The sequence below is a fragment of the Nonomuraea sp. NPDC005692 genome, assembly GCF_040631115.1.
In the GTDB taxonomy this organism is placed as follows: Bacteria; Actinomycetota; Actinomycetes; order Streptosporangiales; family Streptosporangiaceae; genus Nonomuraea.
Map to the genome: position 1 here is coordinate 181,115 of NZ_JBEXYU010000019.1, position 19,975 is coordinate 201,089.

The 19,975-nt window shown below is 72.1% G+C and carries 20 protein-coding genes; 9 read left to right on the forward strand and 11 right to left on the reverse strand.

Annotated features, from left to right (window positions below):
* Positions 1 to 26 precede the first annotated feature (26 nt).
* Positions 27 to 617, forward strand: coding sequence for a TetR/AcrR family transcriptional regulator (locus ABZ459_RS32600; protein ID WP_357978629.1), 591 nt, complete (start codon positions 27 to 29; stop codon positions 615 to 617).
* On the opposite strand, the gene ABZ459_RS32605 is transcribed toward ABZ459_RS32600, so the two are convergent.
* Genes ABZ459_RS32605 through ABZ459_RS32615 form a run of 3 tightly spaced genes read right to left on the reverse strand, consistent with a single transcriptional unit; the run spans position 576 to position 3,990 of the window.
* Positions 576 to 1,631 carry an acyl-CoA dehydrogenase family protein gene (locus ABZ459_RS32605; RefSeq protein ID WP_357978632.1) on the reverse strand — a complete coding sequence of 352 codons (1,056 nt, stop codon included), beginning with the start codon at positions 1,629 to 1,631 and terminating at the stop codon, positions 576 to 578. The two genes, ABZ459_RS32600 and ABZ459_RS32605, sit on opposite strands and share 42 nt — an antisense overlap.
* On the reverse strand, positions 1,628 to 2,791 hold the full coding sequence (locus ABZ459_RS32610) for an acyl-CoA dehydrogenase family protein (RefSeq protein WP_357978635.1): 1,164 nt from the start codon (positions 2,789 to 2,791) through the stop codon (positions 1,628 to 1,630). The genes ABZ459_RS32605 and ABZ459_RS32610 overlap by 4 nt, the downstream gene beginning before the upstream one ends.
* On the reverse strand, positions 2,788 to 3,990 hold the full coding sequence (locus tag ABZ459_RS32615) for an acyl-CoA dehydrogenase family protein (RefSeq protein ID WP_357978638.1): 1,203 nt from the start codon (positions 3,988 to 3,990) through the stop codon (positions 2,788 to 2,790). The genes ABZ459_RS32610 and ABZ459_RS32615 overlap by 4 nt, the downstream gene beginning before the upstream one ends.
* 107 nt (positions 3,991 to 4,097) lie before the next feature.
* On the opposite strand from ABZ459_RS32615, the gene ABZ459_RS32620 reads away from it, so the two are divergent.
* From ABZ459_RS32620 to ABZ459_RS32630, 3 genes are all read left to right on the forward strand, one after another.
* Positions 4,098 to 4,673, forward strand: a complete 576-nt coding sequence (locus ABZ459_RS32620) for a GNAT family protein (RefSeq protein WP_357978641.1) — start codon at positions 4,098 to 4,100, stop codon at positions 4,671 to 4,673.
* Positions 4,674 to 4,697: 24 nt separating this feature from the next.
* Entirely contained in the window at positions 4,698 to 7,094 is a 2,397-nt protein-coding gene (locus ABZ459_RS32625; RefSeq protein WP_357978644.1) for a hypothetical protein, read from the forward strand.
* Between the two features lie 180 nt (positions 7,095 to 7,274).
* The gene (locus ABZ459_RS32630) at positions 7,275 to 7,400 is read left to right on the forward strand and encodes a hypothetical protein (RefSeq protein WP_357978646.1); all 126 of its coding nucleotides are present in this window, start codon (positions 7,275 to 7,277) and stop codon (positions 7,398 to 7,400) included.
* A 42-nt stretch (positions 7,401 to 7,442) separates the two neighbouring features.
* Here ABZ459_RS32630 and ABZ459_RS32635 read toward each other — a convergent pair whose 3' ends face one another.
* Positions 7,443 to 8,015 carry a TetR/AcrR family transcriptional regulator gene (locus ABZ459_RS32635; RefSeq protein ID WP_357978648.1) on the reverse strand — a complete coding sequence of 191 codons (573 nt, stop codon included), beginning with the start codon at positions 8,013 to 8,015 and terminating at the stop codon, positions 7,443 to 7,445.
* A gap of 82 nt (positions 8,016 to 8,097) precedes the next feature.
* Here ABZ459_RS32635 and ABZ459_RS32640 point away from each other — a divergent pair, with 82 nt between their 5' ends.
* Complete coding sequence (locus ABZ459_RS32640; protein WP_357978650.1) at positions 8,098 to 9,258, forward strand: FAD-dependent monooxygenase; 1,161 nt, start codon at positions 8,098 to 8,100, stop codon at positions 9,256 to 9,258.
* On the opposite strand, the gene ABZ459_RS32645 is transcribed toward ABZ459_RS32640, so the two are convergent.
* The 5 genes from ABZ459_RS32645 to ABZ459_RS32665 all read right to left on the reverse strand — a co-directional run bounded on the left by ABZ459_RS32645 (position 9,227) and on the right by ABZ459_RS32665 (position 14,969).
* Positions 9,227 to 10,159, reverse strand: a complete 933-nt coding sequence (locus tag ABZ459_RS32645) for a DMT family transporter (RefSeq protein WP_357978652.1) — start codon at positions 10,157 to 10,159, stop codon at positions 9,227 to 9,229. The genes ABZ459_RS32640 and ABZ459_RS32645 overlap by 32 nt on opposite strands.
* 164 nt (positions 10,160 to 10,323) lie before the next feature.
* Positions 10,324 to 10,698, reverse strand: a complete 375-nt coding sequence (locus ABZ459_RS32650; RefSeq protein ID WP_357978654.1) for a VOC family protein — start codon at positions 10,696 to 10,698, stop codon at positions 10,324 to 10,326.
* Between the two features lie 53 nt (positions 10,699 to 10,751).
* On the reverse strand, positions 10,752 to 12,902 hold the full coding sequence (gene secA2, locus ABZ459_RS32655) for an accessory Sec system translocase SecA2 (RefSeq protein WP_357978656.1): 2,151 nt from the start codon (positions 12,900 to 12,902) through the stop codon (positions 10,752 to 10,754).
* A 167-nt stretch (positions 12,903 to 13,069) separates the two neighbouring features.
* Entirely contained in the window at positions 13,070 to 13,963 is an 894-nt protein-coding gene (locus tag ABZ459_RS32660; protein WP_357978657.1) for an EamA family transporter, read from the reverse strand.
* Between the two features lie 190 nt (positions 13,964 to 14,153).
* The gene (locus tag ABZ459_RS32665) at positions 14,154 to 14,969 is read right to left on the reverse strand and encodes an SAM-dependent methyltransferase (RefSeq protein ID WP_357978659.1); all 816 of its coding nucleotides are present in this window, start codon (positions 14,967 to 14,969) and stop codon (positions 14,154 to 14,156) included.
* Positions 14,970 to 15,159: 190 nt separating this feature from the next.
* On the opposite strand from ABZ459_RS32665, the gene ABZ459_RS32670 reads away from it, so the two are divergent.
* Positions 15,160 to 15,447, forward strand: coding sequence for a PRC-barrel domain containing protein (locus ABZ459_RS32670; RefSeq protein ID WP_352352063.1), 288 nt, complete (start codon positions 15,160 to 15,162; stop codon positions 15,445 to 15,447).
* 102 nt (positions 15,448 to 15,549) lie between these two features.
* On the opposite strand, the gene ABZ459_RS32675 is transcribed toward ABZ459_RS32670, so the two are convergent.
* Positions 15,550 to 16,101: a nucleotidyltransferase gene (locus tag ABZ459_RS32675; RefSeq protein WP_357978661.1), complete on the reverse strand. Its 552-nt coding sequence runs from the start codon at positions 16,099 to 16,101 to the stop codon at positions 15,550 to 15,552.
* 149 nt (positions 16,102 to 16,250) lie between these two features.
* Between ABZ459_RS32675 and ABZ459_RS32680 the strand changes: the two genes are divergently transcribed.
* Positions 16,251 to 16,736, forward strand: a complete 486-nt coding sequence (locus tag ABZ459_RS32680) for a DUF1360 domain-containing protein (RefSeq protein WP_357978663.1) — start codon at positions 16,251 to 16,253, stop codon at positions 16,734 to 16,736.
* Positions 16,737 to 16,774: 38 nt separating this feature from the next.
* On the opposite strand, the gene ABZ459_RS32685 is transcribed toward ABZ459_RS32680, so the two are convergent.
* Positions 16,775 to 17,728 (reverse strand): TIGR03557 family F420-dependent LLM class oxidoreductase, encoded by a 954-nt coding sequence (locus tag ABZ459_RS32685; protein WP_357978665.1) that lies wholly within the window; start codon positions 17,726 to 17,728, stop codon positions 16,775 to 16,777.
* Between the two features lie 71 nt (positions 17,729 to 17,799).
* Between ABZ459_RS32685 and ABZ459_RS32690 the strand changes: the two genes are divergently transcribed.
* Together ABZ459_RS32690 and ABZ459_RS32695 are read left to right on the forward strand one after the other, a co-directional pair.
* Positions 17,800 to 17,949 (forward strand): GPGG-motif small membrane protein, encoded by a 150-nt coding sequence (locus ABZ459_RS32690; protein ID WP_165959640.1) that lies wholly within the window; start codon positions 17,800 to 17,802, stop codon positions 17,947 to 17,949.
* Positions 17,950 to 18,085: 136 nt separating this feature from the next.
* Entirely contained in the window at positions 18,086 to 19,867 is a 1,782-nt protein-coding gene (locus tag ABZ459_RS32695; RefSeq protein ID WP_357978667.1) for a SpoIIE family protein phosphatase, read from the forward strand.
* Positions 19,868 to 19,975: the final 108 nt, after the last annotated feature.

Below are 19,975 nucleotides of genomic sequence, written 5' to 3' on the forward strand. Positions count from 1 at the left end.
CTATGGCGGGTGACAAGGGGGACGATGTGAAGGAAGAACCCGTTCGGCAGCGGTTGCTCGCCGAGGCGACCAGGCTGTTCGCGGCCCGTGGATTCGAGGGGACCTCGGTCCAGGAGATCGTCCAGGCGGCCGGCGTCACCAAGGGCGCCATGTACCACTATTTTGACTCAAAAGACGATCTGCTGCACGAGATCTACGCCCGCCTGCTCCGCATGCAGATGGACCGGCTGACCCGCATCGCCGACGGCCCCGGCACGGTCCGCGAGCGGCTGCACCGGGCCGCGGCCGACGTCGTGGAGACCACGACCGCCAACCTCGACGACTCCAAGATCTTCTTCAGGTCGATGCACCTGCTCGCCACCGAGAAGCAGAAGACCGTGCGCGCCGAGCGCCGCCGCTACCACGAACGTTTCCGCGACCTGGTGGCCGAGGGGCAGCGCACGGGCGTCCTCAGCGACCGGGTGCCCGCCGAGCTGGTCGTCGACTACTTCTTCGGTTCGGTGCACCACCTGGGCACCTGGTTCCACGCGGACGGGCCGCTGACCGGCGCCCAGGTGGGCAAGCACTTCGCCGACCTACTGCTGAACTCCCTCGGGGCCGGGGACACCGGCGAGTGAGGCCAGCGCCTCCCGATGGTCGCCGGGCGTACCGAGCGCGATCTCGGTGGCCTTGGCGCGCTTGAGATACAGATGAACGGGATGCTCCCAGGTCATCCCGATCCCACCGTGGAGCTGCACCGCCTCCTCGGCGGCGTGCACCGCCACCCCCGCGTTCCACGACTGCGCCACCGCGACCGGGATGTCCCCGGGATCGGCGGCCGCGCCGCGGGCGGCGGCCCTGGCCCTGACCACGTCGAGCCAGAGGTCGGCCAGCCGGTGCTTGATCGCCTGGAACGAGCCGACCGGCCGGGCGAACTGGTGGCGCTCCTTGACGTAGGCGAGCGTGGTGTCGAGGCACCACTCGGCCACGCCGAACTGCTCGGAGGCCAGCAGCCCGGCCCCGAACCTCAGCACGCCGGCCAGGTCGCACTCCCCCACGTCGCGGGCCTGCGCCCCGGACAGGGTGACGGTGGCGACCGGCCTGGTCAGGTCGAGCGAGGGCACGACCTGCACGGTGGCGCCCTCGACCTCGTACAGCCTGCCCTCGAAGGGGACGAGGAGCACGTCGGCCACGTCCGCGCCGGCCACCCCGGTGACGGTGCCGGACAGCCGCCCGCCCTCCAGCCGCAGCGACGACCCGCGCCCCGGCCGGTACGGCGAGGCCGCGAACGACACGACCAGCGCCGCCGTCCTGCGCCCTTCGGCCAGCTCGCCGAGCAGGGCGTCAGCGGTGGGCAGCAGCGCCTTCGTGGCCAGCACCGCGCTGGTCAGGAACGGCACCGGCGCCACGGCCCGGCCCAGCTCCTCCAGCACGACGGCCACCTCGCTGGCCGACGCGCCCGCGCCGCCCAGCTCCTCGGGCACGAGGAGCCCGGCGACCCCGATCTCGCCCGCCAGCGTCTTCCACAGGTCCAGGTCGTAGGGCTGCGACTCGACGCGCCCGAGCACCGCGGCCGGCGGGCAGCGGTCGGCGAGCAGGCCGCGCACGGCCGCCCGCAGCTCCTCCTCGACCTCGGAGTAGAGCAGAGTCATCGCGGCAGGTCCTTCCAGGGCACGTCCTTGTCGACGCGGGGCTCGGAGGGCAGGCCGAGCACCCGTTCGGAGATGATGTTGCGCAGGATCTCGGACGTGCCGCCCTCGATCGAGTTGCCCTTGGCCCGCAGGTAGCGGTAGCCGGGGCCGCGGCCGTAGAAGTCGACGTCCTCCGAGCGGCGGAACGTCCAGTCGTCGTAGCCCAGGTCGCGGCGGAGCTCGACGTCGAAGCCGGACAGCGCCTGGTTGAGCTTGGCGAACGACAACTTCATGCCCGACCCCTCGGGGCCGGGCTGGCCGACGGCGAGCTGCTCGCGCAGCCGGGCCCCGGACAGGCGGGTGACCTCGGCCTCCACCCACAGCGCCAGCAGCCGCTGGTGCAGGTCGTGGGTGCGCAGCTCGGGGTGCTCGCGCCAGGCTTCCAGCACCGCGCCGACCATGCCGCCGCCGCGCCGCACGGGCGCGCCGCCGATCGCGACGCGCTCGTTCATCAGCGTGGTCTGCGCGACCCGCCAGCCGTCGCCGACCTCGCCCAGCCGCAGGTCGTCGGAGAGCCGCACGCCGGTCAGGAACACCTCGTTGAACTCGGCCTCGCCGGTGATCTGCCGCAGCGGCCGCACCTCGACGCCGGGCGCGTGCATGTCGCAGATGAAGTACGTCATGCCGCGATGCTTGGGCACGTCCGGATCGGTGCGGGTGACCAGGATGGCCCAGCGGGAGTGGTGGGCGCCCGACGTCCAGACCTTCTGGCCGTCGACCACCCACTCGTCGCCGTCCCGGACCGCGCGGGTGGCGAGCGTGGCCAGGTCGGAGCCGGCGCCGGGCTCGCTGAAGAGCTGGCACCAGATCTCCTCGCCGGTCCACAGCGGGCGCAGGAAGCGCCGTTTCTGCTCCGGCGTGCCGAACGCCAGGATCGTCGGCGCGGCCATGCCGAGGCCGATGCCCTGGACACCGCTGTTGATCTGCGGCGTGCCGGCCAGCTCGTGCTCGACCACCTGCTGCAGCTCCCTGGCCGCGCCGAGGCCGCCGAGCCCTTCGGGGAACCAGACCCAGGCCAGCCCGGCGTCGAACCTGGCCCGCAGGAACGCCGTCCGGTCCCCCTCGGGGTCGTGCTCGCCCAGGAACGCGCGTACGCGCTCCTTGATCTGCGCTTCGTTCACATGAACCTCTTCAGCTCGCGATAGGCCAGGGACCGCTTGTGCACCTCGTCGGGGCCGTCGGCCAGGCGCAGGGAGCGGGCGCCCGCCCAGAGCGCGGCCAGCGGGAAGTCCTGGGAGACGCCGCCCGCGCCGTGCACCTGGATGGCCTTGTCCAGGATCCATTCGACGGTGATCGGGGTGGAGATCTTGATGGCCTGGATCTCGGTGTGGGCGCCCTGGTTGCCCACGGTGTCCATGAGCCAGGCGGTCTTGAGCACGAGCAGGCGCAGCTGCTCGATCCTGATGCGGGACTCGGCGATCCAGTCCTGGACCACGCCCTGCTGGGCGACCGGCTTGCCGAACGCCGTCCTGGCCAGGGCCCGCTCGCACATCAGCTCGACCGCGCGCTCGGCCATGCCGATCAGGCGCATGCAGTGGTGGATGCGGCCGGGGCCGAGCCTGGCCTGCGCGATGGCGAAGCCGCCGCCCTCCTCGCCGATCAGGTTCTCGGCCGGGACGCGCACGTCCTCGAAGACCACCTCGGCGTGGCCGCCGTGGTCGGCGTCGGTGTAGCCGAAGACGTGCATGCCGCGCCTGACGTGCAGCCCCGGGGTGTCGCGCGGCACCAGGACCATGCTCTGCTGCCGGTGCTTGGGCGCGTCGGGGTTCGTCTTGCCCATGACGACGAAGATCTTGCAGTTGGGGTTCATCGCGCCGGAGATGAACCATTTGCGGCCGTTGATGACGTACTCGCCGCCGTCGCGGACGATCGAGGTGGCGATGTTGGTGGCGTCGGAGGAGGCGACGTCGGGCTCGGTCATCGCGAAGGCCGACCGGATCTCGCCGTCGAGCAGCGGGCGCAGCCACTCCTCGCGCTGCCACTGGCTGCCGAACATCGACAACACTTCCATGTTGCCGGTGTCGGGGGCGGCGCAGTTGGTGGCGGTGGGGGCGATGCTGGGGCTGCGGCCCATGATCTCGGCCAGCGGGGCGTACTGGAGGTTCGTCAGACCGGCGCCGTGCGCGCCGGGCAGGAACAGGTTCCACAGGCCGCGCTTCCTCGCCTCGTCCTTGAGGTCGTCGAGCAGCGGTGGCGGGCTCCAGCCGGCGGCCGCGGCCTGCTCCTCGAAGGCGGGCTCGGCCGGATAGACGCATTCGTCCATGAAGCGGAGCAGGCGCTCGCGCAGGTCCTCGGTGACGGTGTCGAAGGCGAAGTCCATGCCGGTGAGCCTACCGACCGGCCGGTATGGATGTCGACAGGTGGTTCCCCGCAAAAAGGGCCAGGTGGCCGTCAACCTGCGACGGGACCGCCGCCTATCGTGGCGGCATGACCGCCAAGCTGCCCGCGCCCGTGGTGCTGGAGAACGACGTCGTGCGCCTCGAACCGCTCACCCTGGAACACGTCCCGGACCTGTTCGCCGCCGGAGGCGGGGACGACGAGCTCTGGCGCTGGCTGCCGATCGTCACCCCGCGCACCGAGGAGGACCTGGCCAGGGCGGCCCGCGCGCTCATCGGCGACGACAAGCACGTGCCGTTCGCGGTGATCCCCAAGGAGACCGGACGGCCCGGCGGCTGGACGACCTACATCGACGTGCCCGGCTTCGACGACAGCGTCGAGATCGGCTGGACCTGGTACGGCCGCGCCCACTGGCGCACCGCGGTGAACACCAACTGCAAGCTGCTGCTGCTCGACCACGCCTTCGGCCTCGGCCACAACCGGGTCCTGCTCAAGACCGACGTGCTGAACCTGCGCTCCCAGGCCGCCATCCGGCGCATCGGCGGCGTGCACGAGGGAACTCTGCGCCGCCACCGCAGAAGGCCCGACGGCACCTGGCGCGACACGGTCTATTTCGGCATCCTCGAAGAGGAATGGCCGGAGCACCGGGCTCGACTGAACCGCTGAACGGAAGGCGGCATCTAATCCCGCATGACTGATCGGCTGGGAGGCTACTGGCTCGGCGCCCGGCTCGACGGCGGCGGGCGGACCACCGTCCGCGAGGCCTACGACGAGTCGGGCGGTCGCCATGCCCTCCACCTGCCCGGACCGGGCGCGTACGCGACGGTCCCGGAGGTGCGCTCGGTGCACGCGGCGCGACTGGTCGAGGCGTGCCCGCAGGGCGATCCGCCCTATCTGGTCAGCGAATACATCGAGGGGCCGACGCTGCGCCAGGTCGTCGAGCGGCACGGCCCCTTCGCCGGTGACGACCTCTACCGCCTGGCCGCCGCAACGGCCACCGCACTGGCCGCGGTGCACGAGGCGGGGGCGGTGCACGGGTCGCTCACGCCCGACAAGATCATCTTAGGCGTCGACGGGCCGCGCCTGGTGGGGCTGGGGCTGGCCGACGCCGAGGCCGACCCGGCGGGCGACGTCCAGGCGTGGGGGCGCGTCCTGCTGTTCGCCGCGTACGGGCTCACCGAGCGATTAGGCAACGGGGAGCGCCTCGACCGGCTGTTACGCGGCCTGGTCGCCGCCGCGCTCCACGACGACCCCGAGCGGCGCCCCGACGCCCGCCACCTGCTCATGTCCCTGCTCGACGCCCCGCAGTCCCAGCTCGGCCGCCTCCTGCCACCCGAGCCGGTCGACGACCCGCCGCTCGGCGTCCGCGCCGAGGCCCTCTACCTCCAGCTCTGCCGGGCGGACCAGGATCTGGTGCCCGAGGTCTTCCTGCGCCTGGTCGGGCTCGACGAGTCCGGCGGCGACACCGTGGCCCCCGCCCTCCGCGACGACCTGGTCGCCGGACGCGCCCCCGACGAGGTGGCCGCGATCGACCGGGTGCTGGAGGCGTACGGGAAGGCCGGGATCCTGACGATCAGCGACCGGGGATCCCTCACGATCACGTACACCGCGCTGCTGCGGGCCTGGCCGCGCCTGCACGAGTGGCTGGACGGCGAGCGGGACGGCCTGGCCGTGCACCGGGAGCTGGCCAGGGCGGCGCGGGCCTGGGAGGCGGGCGGGCGCCGCGAGTCCGACCTCTACCAGGGCGAACCCCTCGACCGGGCGATGGCGTGGGCGGCCGGCGGGCGGCGGCGGGTCACCCTGAGCCCCGGCGAGCAGACCTTCCTGGACGAGGGCCGCGCGCGGGCCCGCGGCGGCGCGCGCAGACGCCGGAGGCTCATGGCGGGGCTGCTGTCCGGCCTGTTGTCGGTCGCGCTGCTGGCGGCGCTGCTCGCGGTGTGGCAGCGCGGGGCCGCCGACGGGCGGCTGGAGCAGGCGATGGCCAAGGTCGCCGCGTCACGGGCCGAGGCGCTGCGGGTGGCCGACCCGGTGACCGCGCGCCGGCTGAGCCTGGCGGCCTGGCGGCTGGCCCAGGTGCCGCAGGCGCGGCGGGCGCTGACGGCGGCGGCCGCCGACCCGGCCGTGGACGTCTTCACCGACCCGCACGCCGGGCCGCGCTCGCTGTACGCGATCAGCGACGACGGCTCCCGGCTGGCCGCGCTGAGCGACGACACGGTACGCGTCTACGACGTCCCAGGGCACCGGCGGCTCGCCGAGACGGCCGGCCCCGAGCAGAGCGTGCGGGCGATGGCCTGGTCCCCCGACGGGCGCACGCTGGCCTTCGTGGGCGTGGACCGGTCGTACCTGTGGGACACCGCGTCGGGGCAGGGCGTCGGGCCGCCGTTCGGGAGGGGGCTGGGGGCGCCGGGCGAGCAGTCGGCGTGGTTCAGCCCGGGGGGCGGGCTGCTGTTCGCGGCGGCCCGGCAGTCGGGCGAGCGGTGGGCCTGGGACCTGCGGGCCCGCCGGGCGGCCTTCGTCGGCGAGTACGCGGTGGCCGGTCCCGGTGACCGGGTGGCGCTGACGTTCGAGGGCCGGCGTTCGGCGATCAGGCGCGGCGACCACGTCACGCCCGCGCCGTGGCTGGACCGGATGCCGTGGGAGTACACGACGTTCGCGCCGGACGGCGAGCGGGTGGCCATCGCCGAGGAGACCGGCATCCAGATCTACGACCTGGACGGCGTGCCCGTGCTCGGCACCCGGCTGCGGCCCTCCCCCGGCCACCTGCGCTTCAGCCCGGACGGGCGGCTGCTGGCCGGGACGGACAACGACCGGGTGCGGGTGTGGCGCGTCCCCGACCGCGCGTTGCTGGCCGAACGCCAGGTGCCGGTGGGCGGCGCGGACCGGCCGGCGCGCGCGGTGCTGGCGGGCGACGGGCGCACGGCCCGCGTACTGACCGCCGGCGGGACGGTGCTCACGCTGGACCTGGCCCGGTCGCCAGCGGCCGGTGATCCGGCGTCGGCGGTGTGCGCCCGCTACGGGGGCCTGTCTGCGGCGGACTGGGCCCGGCACCTGCCCGAGGTGCCCTACCGAGCAACCTGTACCGGCTGATCCCGGGCCGACCACGGCTGATCACGTGCGACCCCGGCTGATCCCGACCGACCACGGCGTTACGCGAATTTTTCTCGAATTCGTGGCGTGGATCTTGAACCAACCCCCTTGCCGGGCACGTAACCGTAGTCGTACGGTCACCGTGAGCTGTTGGTCGAAGAGAAGGAGAGTTCCCCCCGTATGGGCAGGCATGCGGCACCCCCCAAGGACGAGTCGCCGGAGGCCGAATCCGGCGCGGCCGACGGCCACCAGGAGCCTCGCGGCAAGCACGCGAGGGACGGCGCGGACGCGGGCGGCGAGGAGTAGGCCGCCGAAGGCCACGCATGGCCGACACGGGCGCCGGCGGTCCTATCCGCCGGCGCCCTCGTCACGCAGCATGCCGGCCAGCAGGTCGCGCAGCGCGAGGGTGAGCTCCGCCACGGTGGGCACGGAGCCCGCGCCCGCGATCGCGTCGAACATCAGCCCCTCCCCGAAGGCCACGAGCTGGCGGGCGTGGCGCACCGGATCCTTCGACCCCAGGGCGGCCAGCATGGCGGGCGCCGGGTCGCGGAAGTGGCGGCCCGCCCGGTTGTAGATCTCGCGCAGCTCGGGGCGCCTGGTGGCCTCCAGGGCCAGCTCGTAGCGGGCCAGGGTGCGCCTGCGGTCGTCGAGCTGCACGCGCACCGCCTCGGCCAGCCGGGCGGGCAGGTCGTCGAGGCTGAGCGGCACCGGCTCGTAGGCGATCGCCATGGCCTTCATCTCCAGCTCGGTGAGCCGGGACAGGGTCAGTTCCAGCAGGGCGGCCCGGGTGCGGGCCAGGTTGGACGTCGACCCGGGCGGCAGCCCGGCCGCCTCGTCCACGGCGCGGTGGGTGAGGCCGCGCATGCCCCGCTCGGCCAGCAGGGTGATGGCCGTGTCGGCGACGGCGTCCGCTCGTTTCACGGACCGAATACTACAGGGGTAGTGCGAGTGAACTACAGGCGTAGTACGCTGACACTACAGACGTAGTAACCAAGGAGGCGTCATGCCCAAGGCTGTGGTGATCGGTGGCGGCATCGGAGGGCTGGCCTGCGGCGTGGCCCTGCGCCGCAAGGGGTGGGAGGTGAGCGTCCTGGAGCGGGCGGCCGCCGTCGAGCCCGTCGGGTCGGGGCTCGCGGTCGCCGCCAACGCCCTCAAGGCGCTCGACACGCTGGGGCTGGGCGACCGGGTGCGCGAGCTGTCCACGGTGGAGGGGCCGCTCGGCGTGCGGCGGGCGGACGGCCGCTGGCTGACGCGTACCACCACCGACCACGCCGACGCCCGGTACGGGGACTCGGTGGTCGTCATGCTGCGGGCGACCCTCATGGACGTGCTCGCCGACGCCCTGGAACCGGGCGTCCTGCGGCTGGGCACCACCGTGACGGGCGTGGACGCCGAGCGCGGGATCGTGCGCACGGAGGCGGGCGAGATCGAGGCCGACCTCGTCGTGGGCGCCGACGGCATCCGCTCGGCGACCCGGCGGGCGCTGTTCCCCGGCCATCCGGGGCCTGTGTACTCGGGGGTGACGGCGTGGCGGGCGCTCGTCCCGCGGAACGGGCTGGACATCCCCCGGTCGGAGAGCTGGGGCAGGGGGCTGGTGTTCGGCGTCCACCAGCTCACCGACGACCTGGTCTACCTGTACGCCACCGACCTGTCACCCGCCGGCGCCGCCCACGGGGACGAGCGGGAGGAGCTGCTGCGCAGGTTCGGTGGCTGGCACGAGCCGATCCCGGCGCTGCTGCGGGCCGCCGACCCCGCCCGGATCATCCGCAACGACGTCCACTACCTGAAGACGCCGCTGCCCGCCCTGCATCGGGGCAAGGTGGCACTGGTGGGCGACGCGGCCCATCCGATGACCCCGAACCTGGGCCAGGGCGCCTGCCAGGCGCTGGAGGACGCCGTGGTGCTCGCGCACGTGGCGGACGGCGACCTGGCCGCCTACACCGCCACCCGGCTGGCGCGCACGTCGGGCGTCGTGCGGCAGTCGATGACGATCTGCCGGGTCACCAAGCTGCGCAACCCGCTCGCGGTACGGCTGCGCGACCTCGCGGTGACCCTGGCGGGCCGGCTCAGCCCGGAGCTGATGCTGCGTTCGATGGACGACGTGTTGTCCTGGCGTCCGCCGGTGGAGGCGGTCACTGACCGGACGCGGGCCGCTGACCGGTGACCGCGCCCTCGGACGCCGCCTCGGCGGCCACCGTCGCGGAGGTGAGCACCGGGGGCACGGGAGCGGGGGCCGGGGCCGGCTTGGAGTGGTCGGGGGTGAGGCGGCCGAGGGTGATCGTGCCGCCGATGGTCAGCGCCCCGGCCAGCAGCGCGGGGATCGCCGTGGACGGGCTGGTGGGCAGCGGCTCGCCGAGCAGGATCGCCCCCGCCAGCACCGAGGTGATCGGGTCGATGACCTGGACGCCGGCGTAGGCGATGCCGAAGTAGCCGACCGCGTACGAGCGCTGGAGCAGCACCACCGCGCAGACCAGCAGCACCGGCACGGCCAGCGTGAACCAGTGGATCAGCCGTCCCCAGTCACCCTCCAGCCCGCCGCCGACCACCCGGACGAACGTCGAGACGCTCGCCGTCACCACACCGGCGCCCACCGAGAGCAGCAGCGCCCGCGCGGGCCCGTGGAAGCGCCGCGCGAGCACCTGCGAGACCAGCGCGATCGCCGCGATGACGCCCAGGAAGGCGAGCGCGGCGCCGTTGCTCAGCCGGGGCGTGACGTTGTGCTGCGGCACCAGCAGCATGAGCCAGAGCAGGCCCACGGCGACGGCGATCGAGCCGAGGATCTCCGCCCGGTACGGCCTGCGCCCGTACATGAAGGCGGCCAGCGGCACCGCGAACACCAGGGTGGCCACGCTGATCGGCTGCACGGCCACCAGCGGCGCGAAGCTGAGCGCCACGGCGTGCAGGCACGCCCCGGTGAAGCCGATGACGCCGCCGATCCACCAGCGGGGGCGCCGGACCAGCTTGAGCGAGGCGCCCGCGGCCACGGCCTCGTACTGTTGGAGGGCGGCGCCGAGCGCGTATCCCAGCGCTCCGGCCAGCGCGATGAGCAGCCCGATCCAGGTCATCGGCGCCCACGCAGGGGCAGGGGTCCGTGCAGGAGCATTGCTCCAGCTTAAGAGCCAAGCGGAGCACTACCATCATTCTTTAGGCTGATAAATCGCCCAATTGCGGCTGCCACCTGCACGAACTTGTGGCTGATCCTTGAGCCCCCGCGGGGGCGTCGCGGCCCCTACGATTGCTCGGGAACCACGCAGAACAGGTGGCCCTCCGGGTCCTGCAGCACGATCCAGCGCGTCCCCTCGTCGGTGACGCCCGGCTGGAACTCCGGCTTGACCGCCCCGAGCGCGGTGTACTCCTCGACCGCCTTGTCCAGGTCGGGCACGCGGAAGTCGAGATGGAACTTCTTGTCCGCGCTGGGCCAGACGCCCGGCTTGTAACCGGGCACCCGGCCGAAGTAGATGCTCGTGGTGCCGTCGCCGATCGCCGCGTACTCCTCCTCCGAATACTGGATCTCGAAGCCGGTCACCTCGTGGTAGAAGGCGGCCAGCTTCCGGGGGTCGTCGCAGTCGATGGTGAAGGCAATGAGCTTGGCTTTCGTCGTCATGCCTCCATGCTGGCAGGCGTACCTGTCATCTTCTGTCAGGTACGCCCGGCGGGTCAGCCGCGACGCGTGGCGGCGGTCACCCGCTTGAGGATCCGGTCCCATTCCGTGCCGAACGGGTTGTCCTGCACCAGGTACGTCCAGGTGGCCGACGGGCGCTTGAGGTCGGGCTCGGGGGCCTCGAACGACTCCAGCGAGCGGCGTTCGACCTCGGCCTGCAGCGCCTTGTACTCGGCCACGGCCTCCCGCTGGAACTCGTCGACCGGGCTCATCCGGCCCAGCGCGCGCAGGTGGATGCCCTCGCGCAAGTCGTTGAGGAAGGCCAGGTGCTCGGTCCAGCAGGTGTCGATGGCGTGCAGGACGATCTGGCGGGCCGTCTCGTCCCTGGTGTCCTCGGGCAGCTCGGCCCAGCGCTCGGGGTCGGCCTCGGCCAGCGCCTTGGCGGCGGCGTCGCCGTGGAGGACCTTGTCGCGCCATTCGAGGATCAGCTCACGCTGGTGTTCGAGCAGGCGGGTGTAGCGCCAGGTGTTGCGGTGGATCTCCAGGTTGACGCCCTCGGCCACCCGCTGGGCGTGGCCCACGATGTACGCGCCGCGCCGGTGGCGCACCAGGCCGTCGGGGTCGGCGGCGGGCGGCCGCTCGTCGGGGACGAACTGGGTGGTCAGGTCGTCGGTCATGCTGACGAAGAAGACCGAGCCGCCCGGGTCGCCCTGGCGGCCGGCCCGGCCGCGGAGCTGGTCGTCGAGGCGGCTGCTGGCGTGGCGGCCGGAGCCGATCACGTAGAGGCCGCCGAGCTCGGCCACGCCCTCGCCGAGCCGGATGTCGGTGCCGCGACCGGCCATCTGGGTGGAGACGGTGATCGCGCCGCGCTCGCCCGCCCTGGCGATGATCGTGGCCTCTTCCGCGTCGTTCTTGGCGTTGAGTACGACCGGCTCCATGCCGCGGCGCTGCAGGAGCTTGGCGAGGTTCTCCGACTCGGCCACGTCGAGGGTGCCGATGAGGATCGGCCGGCCCGTCTCGTGCACCTCCTGGATCTCCTCGACCAGCGCGGCGTCCTTGTCGGGCACGGTCGGGTAGATGCGGTCGGGTTCGTCCTGCCGCACGCACGGCCGGTTGGACGGGATGACCGCGACCTTGAGGCCGTAGAACTCGCCGAGCTGCTCGTTGACCGCGACGGCGGTGCCCGTCATGCCGCAGATCTGCGGGTAGCGGCGGATCAGCCCCTGGACGGTGATCGAGTCGAGGATCTCGCCCTTCTCGCTCGGCGGCAGCGCCTCCTTGGCCTCCACGGCCGCCTGGAGCCCGTCGGGCCAGCGCTGCAGCAGCGCCACCCGGCCGCGTGAGGGGTTGATCAGCTGGACCCTGCCGTCGCGCACGATGTAGTCGACGTCGCGGGCGAGCAGCGCGTGGGCGTGCAGGGCGAGGTTGAGCTCGATGAGGGTGCCGGGCTCGTGCTCGTCGTAGAGCTCGACGCCGAGGATGTTCTCGACGCTGTCGGCGCCCTTGGGGGTGAGGTAGACGTTGCGCGCCTGCTCGTCGATCTCGTAGTGGTAGCCGCGGACGAGCGTGCGCACCAGCGCCGCCATCTCCGGCACCGCGCTGCCGGGGTCGGCCGCGCCGGCCATCACCAGCGGCACCCTGGCCTCGTCGACCAGCACGGAGTCGGCCTCGTCGATCAGCGCCACCTCGGGCGCGGGCACGATGATCTCGGCCGGGTCGGTGCGCAGCCGGTCGCGCAGCACGTCGAACCCGATCTCGCTGACCGGCCCGTACGTGACGTCCCTGGCGTAGGCGGCGCGGCGCTCCTCCGGGGTGGAGTTCTGGTCGATCCAGCCCACGCTGACGCCGAGCGCCTCGTAGAGCGGGCCCATCCACTCGGCGTCGCGCCTGGCCAGGTAGTCGTTGACGGACATCACGTGGACGCGCTTGCCCTGCAACGCGTAGCCGGCGGCGGCCATGGCGCCCGACAGGGTCTTGCCCTCGCCGGTCGCCATCTCGGCCACCTTGCCGTCGAGCAGGGCGAGTGTGCCCAGCAACTGCACGTCGTACGGCCGGAGCCCAAGGGTGCGGTCGGCGGCCTCCCGCACGACGGCGCAGAACTCGGCCAGATCGTCCATGCCAGGCGTCGGCAGCTCCTCGAGCTTCCCGACACGGCCGGCGCGCTCGTCGGCCGCCTTGACGATCTTCAGATAGGGGCTCAGGTTCACGCCGCCTGGACGATCCAGGAGGTTTCTGAATATTCCCTTTATCGAGGCCACAGTTCCTCCAACGCACGTTTCGCCGGCGCCGTTCCGTTATGCCGAAATGAGAGAACGGAGCGACGATACGGCAAGCGTCGCCGTACCGGACCTTAACTCATCACGGGCCCTGGACCTCACATCTCCGTTTCCGCTTTCAGCGCGAGAACGGCGACCGCGGCGAGCAGGAGCGCGCACCCGCCCCAGGCGAGCGGGGTCAGCCGCTCGCCGAAGAGCAGGACGCCGATCAGCGCCGCCCCGGCCGCCTCGCCCAGCGAGATGATCGAGACCGTGGTGGCCGGCAACGCGGTGAGCGCGCGGAAGAACAGGCCGTAGGCCAGGGCGGTGGGCACCGCGCCCAGGTAGACCAGCAGCGCCACCGACGACACGCTGAGCTCGGGCAACACGCCCGCCGGCAGGGCGAAGGGCGCCAGGCAGGCCGCCCCGACCGCGAACCCGCCGACCGCGGTGCCCTGCGGGTCGGCTTCCCGGTGGTACCGGGAGAAGAGCGTCACGCCGGCGTACCCGGCGGCCGAGAGCAGGGCGTACCCGATACCGGCCCCGATGCCGGCCCCGATGCCGGACGGAGAGTCGGCCCGGACGACGGACTCCCAGGTGAGCAGGACGAGCCCGACCGGCGCGGCGGCCAGCGCGGCACGGGCGACCGGGCCGAGCGGCTCGCGCAGCAGCAGGCGCCCGCCGAGGGCGGTGATGATCGGCGTGGCGCCCATGGTCACGACCGTCGCGACGGCGACGCCGGACCCGGCGATGGCCGCGAAGTACGCGGTCTGGTAGACGGCCATGCCGACCCCGATCGGCAGCACGTGCCAGGTGAGCCGGCGCGGACGCGCCGCGCGGCGGGTGAGCGCGAGCAGGAAGGCGGCGCCCAGCAGGTAGCGCCAGAGCGAGACGCCGACGGGGCCGAGATGGCCCGACTCGAACAGCAGCGCGCCGGCGGCGCCGCCGGTGCCCCAGGCCGTGGCGGCCACGGAGACGTAGACGGCGCCACGGCGGGCGGAGACAGGGGTCATGACAGGAGTTCTCCGGATGGAGTGGTCGGAATGGGCCCGTATGCGGGCAGCAACCACCCCCGGATCAGTCAGACCCGGAGCATCCTGGAACGCCGCCGCCCGCTAGCGGGCCGGCGGCGGGGAGCAGACGAGGAAACGACGCGGCATGGGCGTCACCCTAGCCGCCGTCCGCCGCGAAAGCAGCCGGGTTTCACGGCTTGCGGGCCACGCCTCCCAGCAGCAGTTCCTCCCAGGGGGCCAGCGGGCCGGGCAGCCGCTCGTCGGGGTGCCATTCGGGGAAGTGCACCACCCCGGGCTCGACCAGCACGAGCCCGTCGAAGTACGCCTCGATCGCCGTGCGGTCGCGGAAGTGGCCGGTGCCCATGGTGGCCTGGAGCAGCGCCTCCAGGGCCTTGGCCTTGGGGTTGCCGGAGGCGAACATGTTGGAGACGGCCAGGTGGCTGCCGGGGGCGAGTTCGGCGACGTACCGCCGGACCAGGCCGTGGGGGTCGTCGGCGTCGGGGAACAGGTGCAGCAGGCCGATGGCCAGCAGGGCGGTGGGCTGGTCGAGGTCGATCAGGCGGCCCAGCTCGGGGTGGCCGAGCACGGCGTCGACGTCGCGGGCGTCGGCGGTGATCGCGGTGGCGTTGGGGTTGCCGCTCAGGATGGCGCGGGCGTGCGGCTCGACCATGGGGTCGATGTCCACGTAGACGACCCTGGTACGGGGGTCGGCGAACTGGGCGACCTCGTGCGTGTTCTCGATCGTCGGCAGACCGGCGCCGAGGTCGATGATCTGCCTGATGCCCGCCTCGCGGACGAGGAAGTCGACGATCCGGCCGATGAAGGCCCGGTTGCACCAGACGAGGTCGACCACCTCGGGCACGGCGTCCTTGAGCCGGCGCGCCACCGAGCGGTCGACGGAGAAGTTCTCCACACCGCCGAGCAGGCAGTCGTGCACGCGGGCCACGCTGGGACGCGTGACGTCGACGCCCGGAGGGGCCCACTCCTGCGCCTCGCCGACGGTCATCCGGCCCCCTTTCCAGTCCGTGACGCGGATCGTATCCGCCGCCACCGACGCTTTGTTGGGGGTTTACCGGAGTCTGTCCGGGTAGCGGGAGTCTTGCCCGAGAAAAGACGGAAGAAGAGAGGAAGAGAGCCCGATGGAGCTCTGGAACTATCGTCCTGACGTCTATGACCGTGGTCAGAGTCTGGATCTCGTGGGGTACCACGTCCAGGCGACCGACGGGAAGATCGGGTCCGTCGACGAGGCGACGTACGAGGTCGGCGAGAGCTACATCATCGTCGACACCGGTCCCTGGATCTTCGGCAAGAAGGTCATGCTGCCGGCGCAGGTCGTCACGCGCATCGACCCTCAGGAGCGCAACGTGCACGTCGCGCGCACCAAGGCCGAGATCAAGGACGCGCCCGAGTTCGACGAGGGCAGGTACAAGGAGCCCGAGTACCGCACGCGGCTGGGTGACTACTACGGCCGCTACGGCGGGTGACCCTCGCAGTCTGTCCTAGAGGGAGGGCCGCGTCCGTTCAGGGCGCGGCCCTCCGCCCGTTCCGGGCCGCCCCTTCAGGGCCACCGGGTCAGGGCCGTCGGGTCAGGGCCACCGGCTCTCGCCGCTGGCCACCACCGGCTCGCTCAGCACGCCCAGCCGCTCCAGCAGCGTCACGAACGTCGTCGCGTACGGCGAGTCCGCCGTCACCGCCACCACCCGCGGCCAGTCCACCTGCTCGCGCAGCGCCCGCACTTGGGCCAGCAGGGACCCGTAGTCGCAGGCGTGCTCCGACAGCGGCAGCAGCCACGAGATGACCAGGTCGGTGGCCTCCAGCACGGGCACGATCACCGCCGACGCCTTCAGCGGCTCGGCCCGGTCCAGCAGCTCCTCGGTGATCTCGTGGTCGGAGACCCGGAAGATCAGATCGACCAGCCGGCCCTCGTCGTACGCCTTGACCAGCCAGTCCTCCGGCGGTTTGGCGGTCTCGAAGCCCAGCCCGCGCAGGGCCTCCAGGGCGGCGGGCACATCGTGCTCGGTGAGGACGAAGTCCACGTCGTGCAGGGAGGGGGCGGCGCCTCTGGCGTAGGCCGCGCAGCCGCCGGCGAGCGCGAACTTCACCCCGGCGTCCTTCAGCCCGGAGCTCGCGCGCTTCAACGTGTCAAGGATGGCGTCAGTGACCGCATGACCATGGCTGCTCATGGTTCCGGGCTACCCTCACGATCGTCATGTAGACGTTGCGAACAGCCCAAGAGACAGCCCGGGACGGCGCGTAGAGGCAGGGGTTGAGGGTAGCGCCACACCCTATGACCGAGATGCTGGAGAAGACGGAACGGGCCTACGGCAACGGGCATGATCGTCCGCTGGGCGGCTACCTGGGCATCCTCGCCACGTACGGGGCGGGTGTGGCCGGTGCGGCGGCGGCCGCCGTGCTCACCAAGAGGAAGCTGCCCGAACGGGTCGGCGTCCTCGACATCGCGCTCATGGCGGCCTGCACGCACAAGGTCTCCCGGCGCCTGGCCAAGGACCCGGTCATGAGCCCCCTGCGGGCGCCCTTCACCAGGTACGAGGGCCAGGGCGGCCCGTCCGAGGTCCAGGAGGAGCCGCGCGGGCCGATGGGCGAGCTGCTGGCCTGCCCGTTCTGCCTGGCCCAGTGGGCGGCCACCGCGTACGCCGTCGGCCTGGTCTTCGCCCCCAGGGTGACCAGGCTCGTCGGCGCCACGATGACCGCGGTGGCCATCTCCGACTGGCTGCAGCTCGGGTACGCCAAGCTGATGAAGTCGGCCGACTAGCGCACTTTCGGGTACGCAGAGCTGATGAAGTCGGCCGGTCAGCGCACCCTCGGGAGCACCTCGCGCTCGTAGAAGTCGAAGAACGCGTCCTGCTCCGTGCCGATCTGGTTGACGTAGACCTCGTCGAACCCCGCGTCCACGTACTCCTTGAGCGCCCGCGCGTGGACCTCGGGGTCGGGGCCGACCGGGCTGCCGCCCACGGCCTCGTCCTCGGTGACCGACTCGGCGAGCTGCTCGAAGTGGCGCGGCAGCGGCAGGATCTGTGACGCCTCCCCCTTGATCCCCTGCGTGGGCCACAGGCGGTGGACGGTCTTGCGCGCGGTGGCCTCGTCGGCGGCGTAGCAGACCTTGAGCCCGCCGAGCGCCGGTTTGCCCGCGCCGCCCGCCTCGCGGAACCGCGTGACCGACTCGGCGTCCGGCGCGGTGGAGATGTAGCCGTCGGCCAGCCGGCCGGCCAGCGTCGTCGACTTCTCCCCGAACCCCGACATCAGGATGGGCACCGGCTCGTCGGGCAGCGTGTAGAGCCGGGCCGTGTCCACGCGGTAGTGGGCGCCCCGGTGGGTCACCAGCTTGCCGGTGAACAGCTCGCGCATCAGCCCGACGGCCTCTTCGAGCATCTCCAGGCGTTCGCTGAGCGGGGGCCAGCGCGACTCGACGACGTGCTCGTTCAGCGCCTCGCCGGTGCCCACGCCCAGCCGGAAACGGCCGCCGGTGAGCGCCCCGGTGGTGGCGGCGGCCTGCGCGACGACGACCGGGTGGGTACGGATGAGGGGGCAGGTGACGGCTGTGGTGATGGGCAGGGAGGTCGCCTCGGCCAGCGCGCCGATCACGGACCAGACGAAGGGCGCCTGGCCCTGCTCGTCCAGCCAGGGGTGGAAGTGGTCGGAGATCCACAGAGCCTCGAAACCGGCGCGTTCGGCGGCTTTTGCCTGACGTACCAGTTCTTTGGGTCCGTGTTCCTCACACGACAAGAAATAGCCGAATGTCGTCATGAATCACCACCTGCCCGTTACGGCGGAGGAAAACATGTTATGGAGTCGCGCGTGGGGGCAGTTGCACTCACATGGCTACTTTGCTTTGGATCATCGCCGTAATCCTCGTCATCTCCGGGATCTACGTGATTCTGGCCCGGCGCGACCTCCTCTGGGGGATCGTGCTCATCGTCCTCGGCTTCCTCGTGGGCCCGGGCGGGGTCAGCATCTTCAATGTGTAGGGCGCACGCCGCCCCGCACTCCGTCCGTGACAACCCGCTGGGCCGAACCTCGAGAACGGCCCAGCGGACCACCTAGTTTTGCCGAAATATCAGCACCACCGGCCCTCAATCCCGATTGATCGGGCATGGGGAGCGAGTGAGCAGATTTCCGCCGTTCAGCCGCTACGAGATGAACGCGGCTTCGGCACGGGTCCGTGAGCAACTTGTTCACGTACGCCGCCACCTGCGTACCCAGGCCATCCTCGACGAGGCCACGGCCCGCCTGGCCACCCGGCTCAACATCCGCCCAGGCGAGGCCGCCGAGCAACTCGCCAGGATGGCCCAGCACAGCGGTCTGGAGCTGATCGAGGTCGCCAAGGGCATCGAACGGCCGTCCGAGCAGGTGCTCGAACGGCCCGAGGTGCCCGAGTGGGTACGCGGGATGCTGGCCGGCGTGCACGCCTCGGCCCTCTTCCTCACCCCCGTCCACGACGACGCGGGCCGCGTCGTGGACTTCCTCGTCCTGGCCGCGAACAAGCACGCCAGGACCCCCGCCGGACGCACGGCCGACGACCTGGCCGGGCGCCGCCTGCTCGCGGTCAGCCCCGGCGTGGCCAGTTCGGGCCTGCTGGACGACTACATCGCCGTGTACGAGTCGGGCGAGTCCCTGCACCACATGCCGCTGGAGTTCGTCGAGGCCATGGACTACCGGCTGTGGCCGGCGACCCTGGCCGTGCGCGCCGCGCGCGTGGACGAGGGCCTGCTGGTGAGCTGGCGCATCCTCGACGACGAGGAGCTGCTGGTCTCGGGCTGGGAACGCGCCCAGCGCCTGGCCGAGCTGGGCTGGGGCGAGTGGAACCTGGCGACCGAGCGCACCCTGTGGACACCGCAGATGTACGAGATGTTCGGCCGTGCCCGCGCCGACGGCCCGATGCCCCTGGAGGAGCTGCCCGGCGTGGTGGTCGCCGAGGACCTCCCGGTCATGGACGAGCAGATCCGCACGCTGCTGGAGTTCCGCGAGTCCGTGGAGAACGAGTTCCGCATCCAGCACCGGCACGGCGTACGCCACCTGTGCGTCTACAGCGAGCCGATCCTCGACGGGGACGGCGTGCCGGTCAAGGTCCGCTGCCTGGTCCAGGACGTCACCAAGAACCGCCGCAGGGAACGCGCGCTGGCCGTGGCGCACGAGCAGGCGACCCAGGAGAAGGAACGGGCCGAGCAGGAGCACCGGATCACCGTCCAGCTCCAGAACACGATCCTGCCGATCCGCCGGGGCCTCATCCAGCTGCCGGGGCTCACCGTCGGCGTGCGGTACCTGCCCAGCGAGGACCTGGCCAGGCTCGGCGGCGACTGGTTCAAGGCCCGGCTGATCACCGACGGCCGCGTGCTGCTGGCCATCGGCGACGCCATGGGCCACGGCCTGACCGCGGCGAGCATCATGCTGCAGATGCGCTCGGGGCTGGCCGGCCTGGCGTACACCGGCGCTCCCGCCGGTCAGCTCGCCACCTGGCTGAACGACCTCATCGTGCACTCCAACGAGGACGTCACCGTCACCGGCACCGCGATCATCGGCCACTTCGACCCCGAGCGGCGCACGTTCGCCTGGACCAACGCCGGGCACCCCGCGCCCGTCCTGATCAGGGACGGGCGCGGGCAGGCCGTCGAGGGGGTCACCGGCACGCTGCTGGGGGCGTTCGACGCGGCCGAGTACGACATGACCGTCACCCAGCTCGAACCCGGCGACACCCTGCTCATGTACACCGACGGCGTCGTGGAGCGGCGCGGTCAGGACCTGGACACCGGCATCGCCGCGCTCCTGCGGGCCTCGCACGCGTGCGTGGGGGACGATCCCGAGCAGATGATCGACTGCCTGCTGCGCCGGCTCGGCGCCGACGACTCCACCGACGACGTGTGCGTCATCGCCGCACGCGTGTTGTGACGCCCTCCTGCGGGGGTCAGACATCCCTGGACGTTTGTTGTCAAGCAGCGAGGTCGTTTGATCGGTGCGACCAGGCGGTTGCCTGGTCGTAGGGGCTGTGGGTTTTGA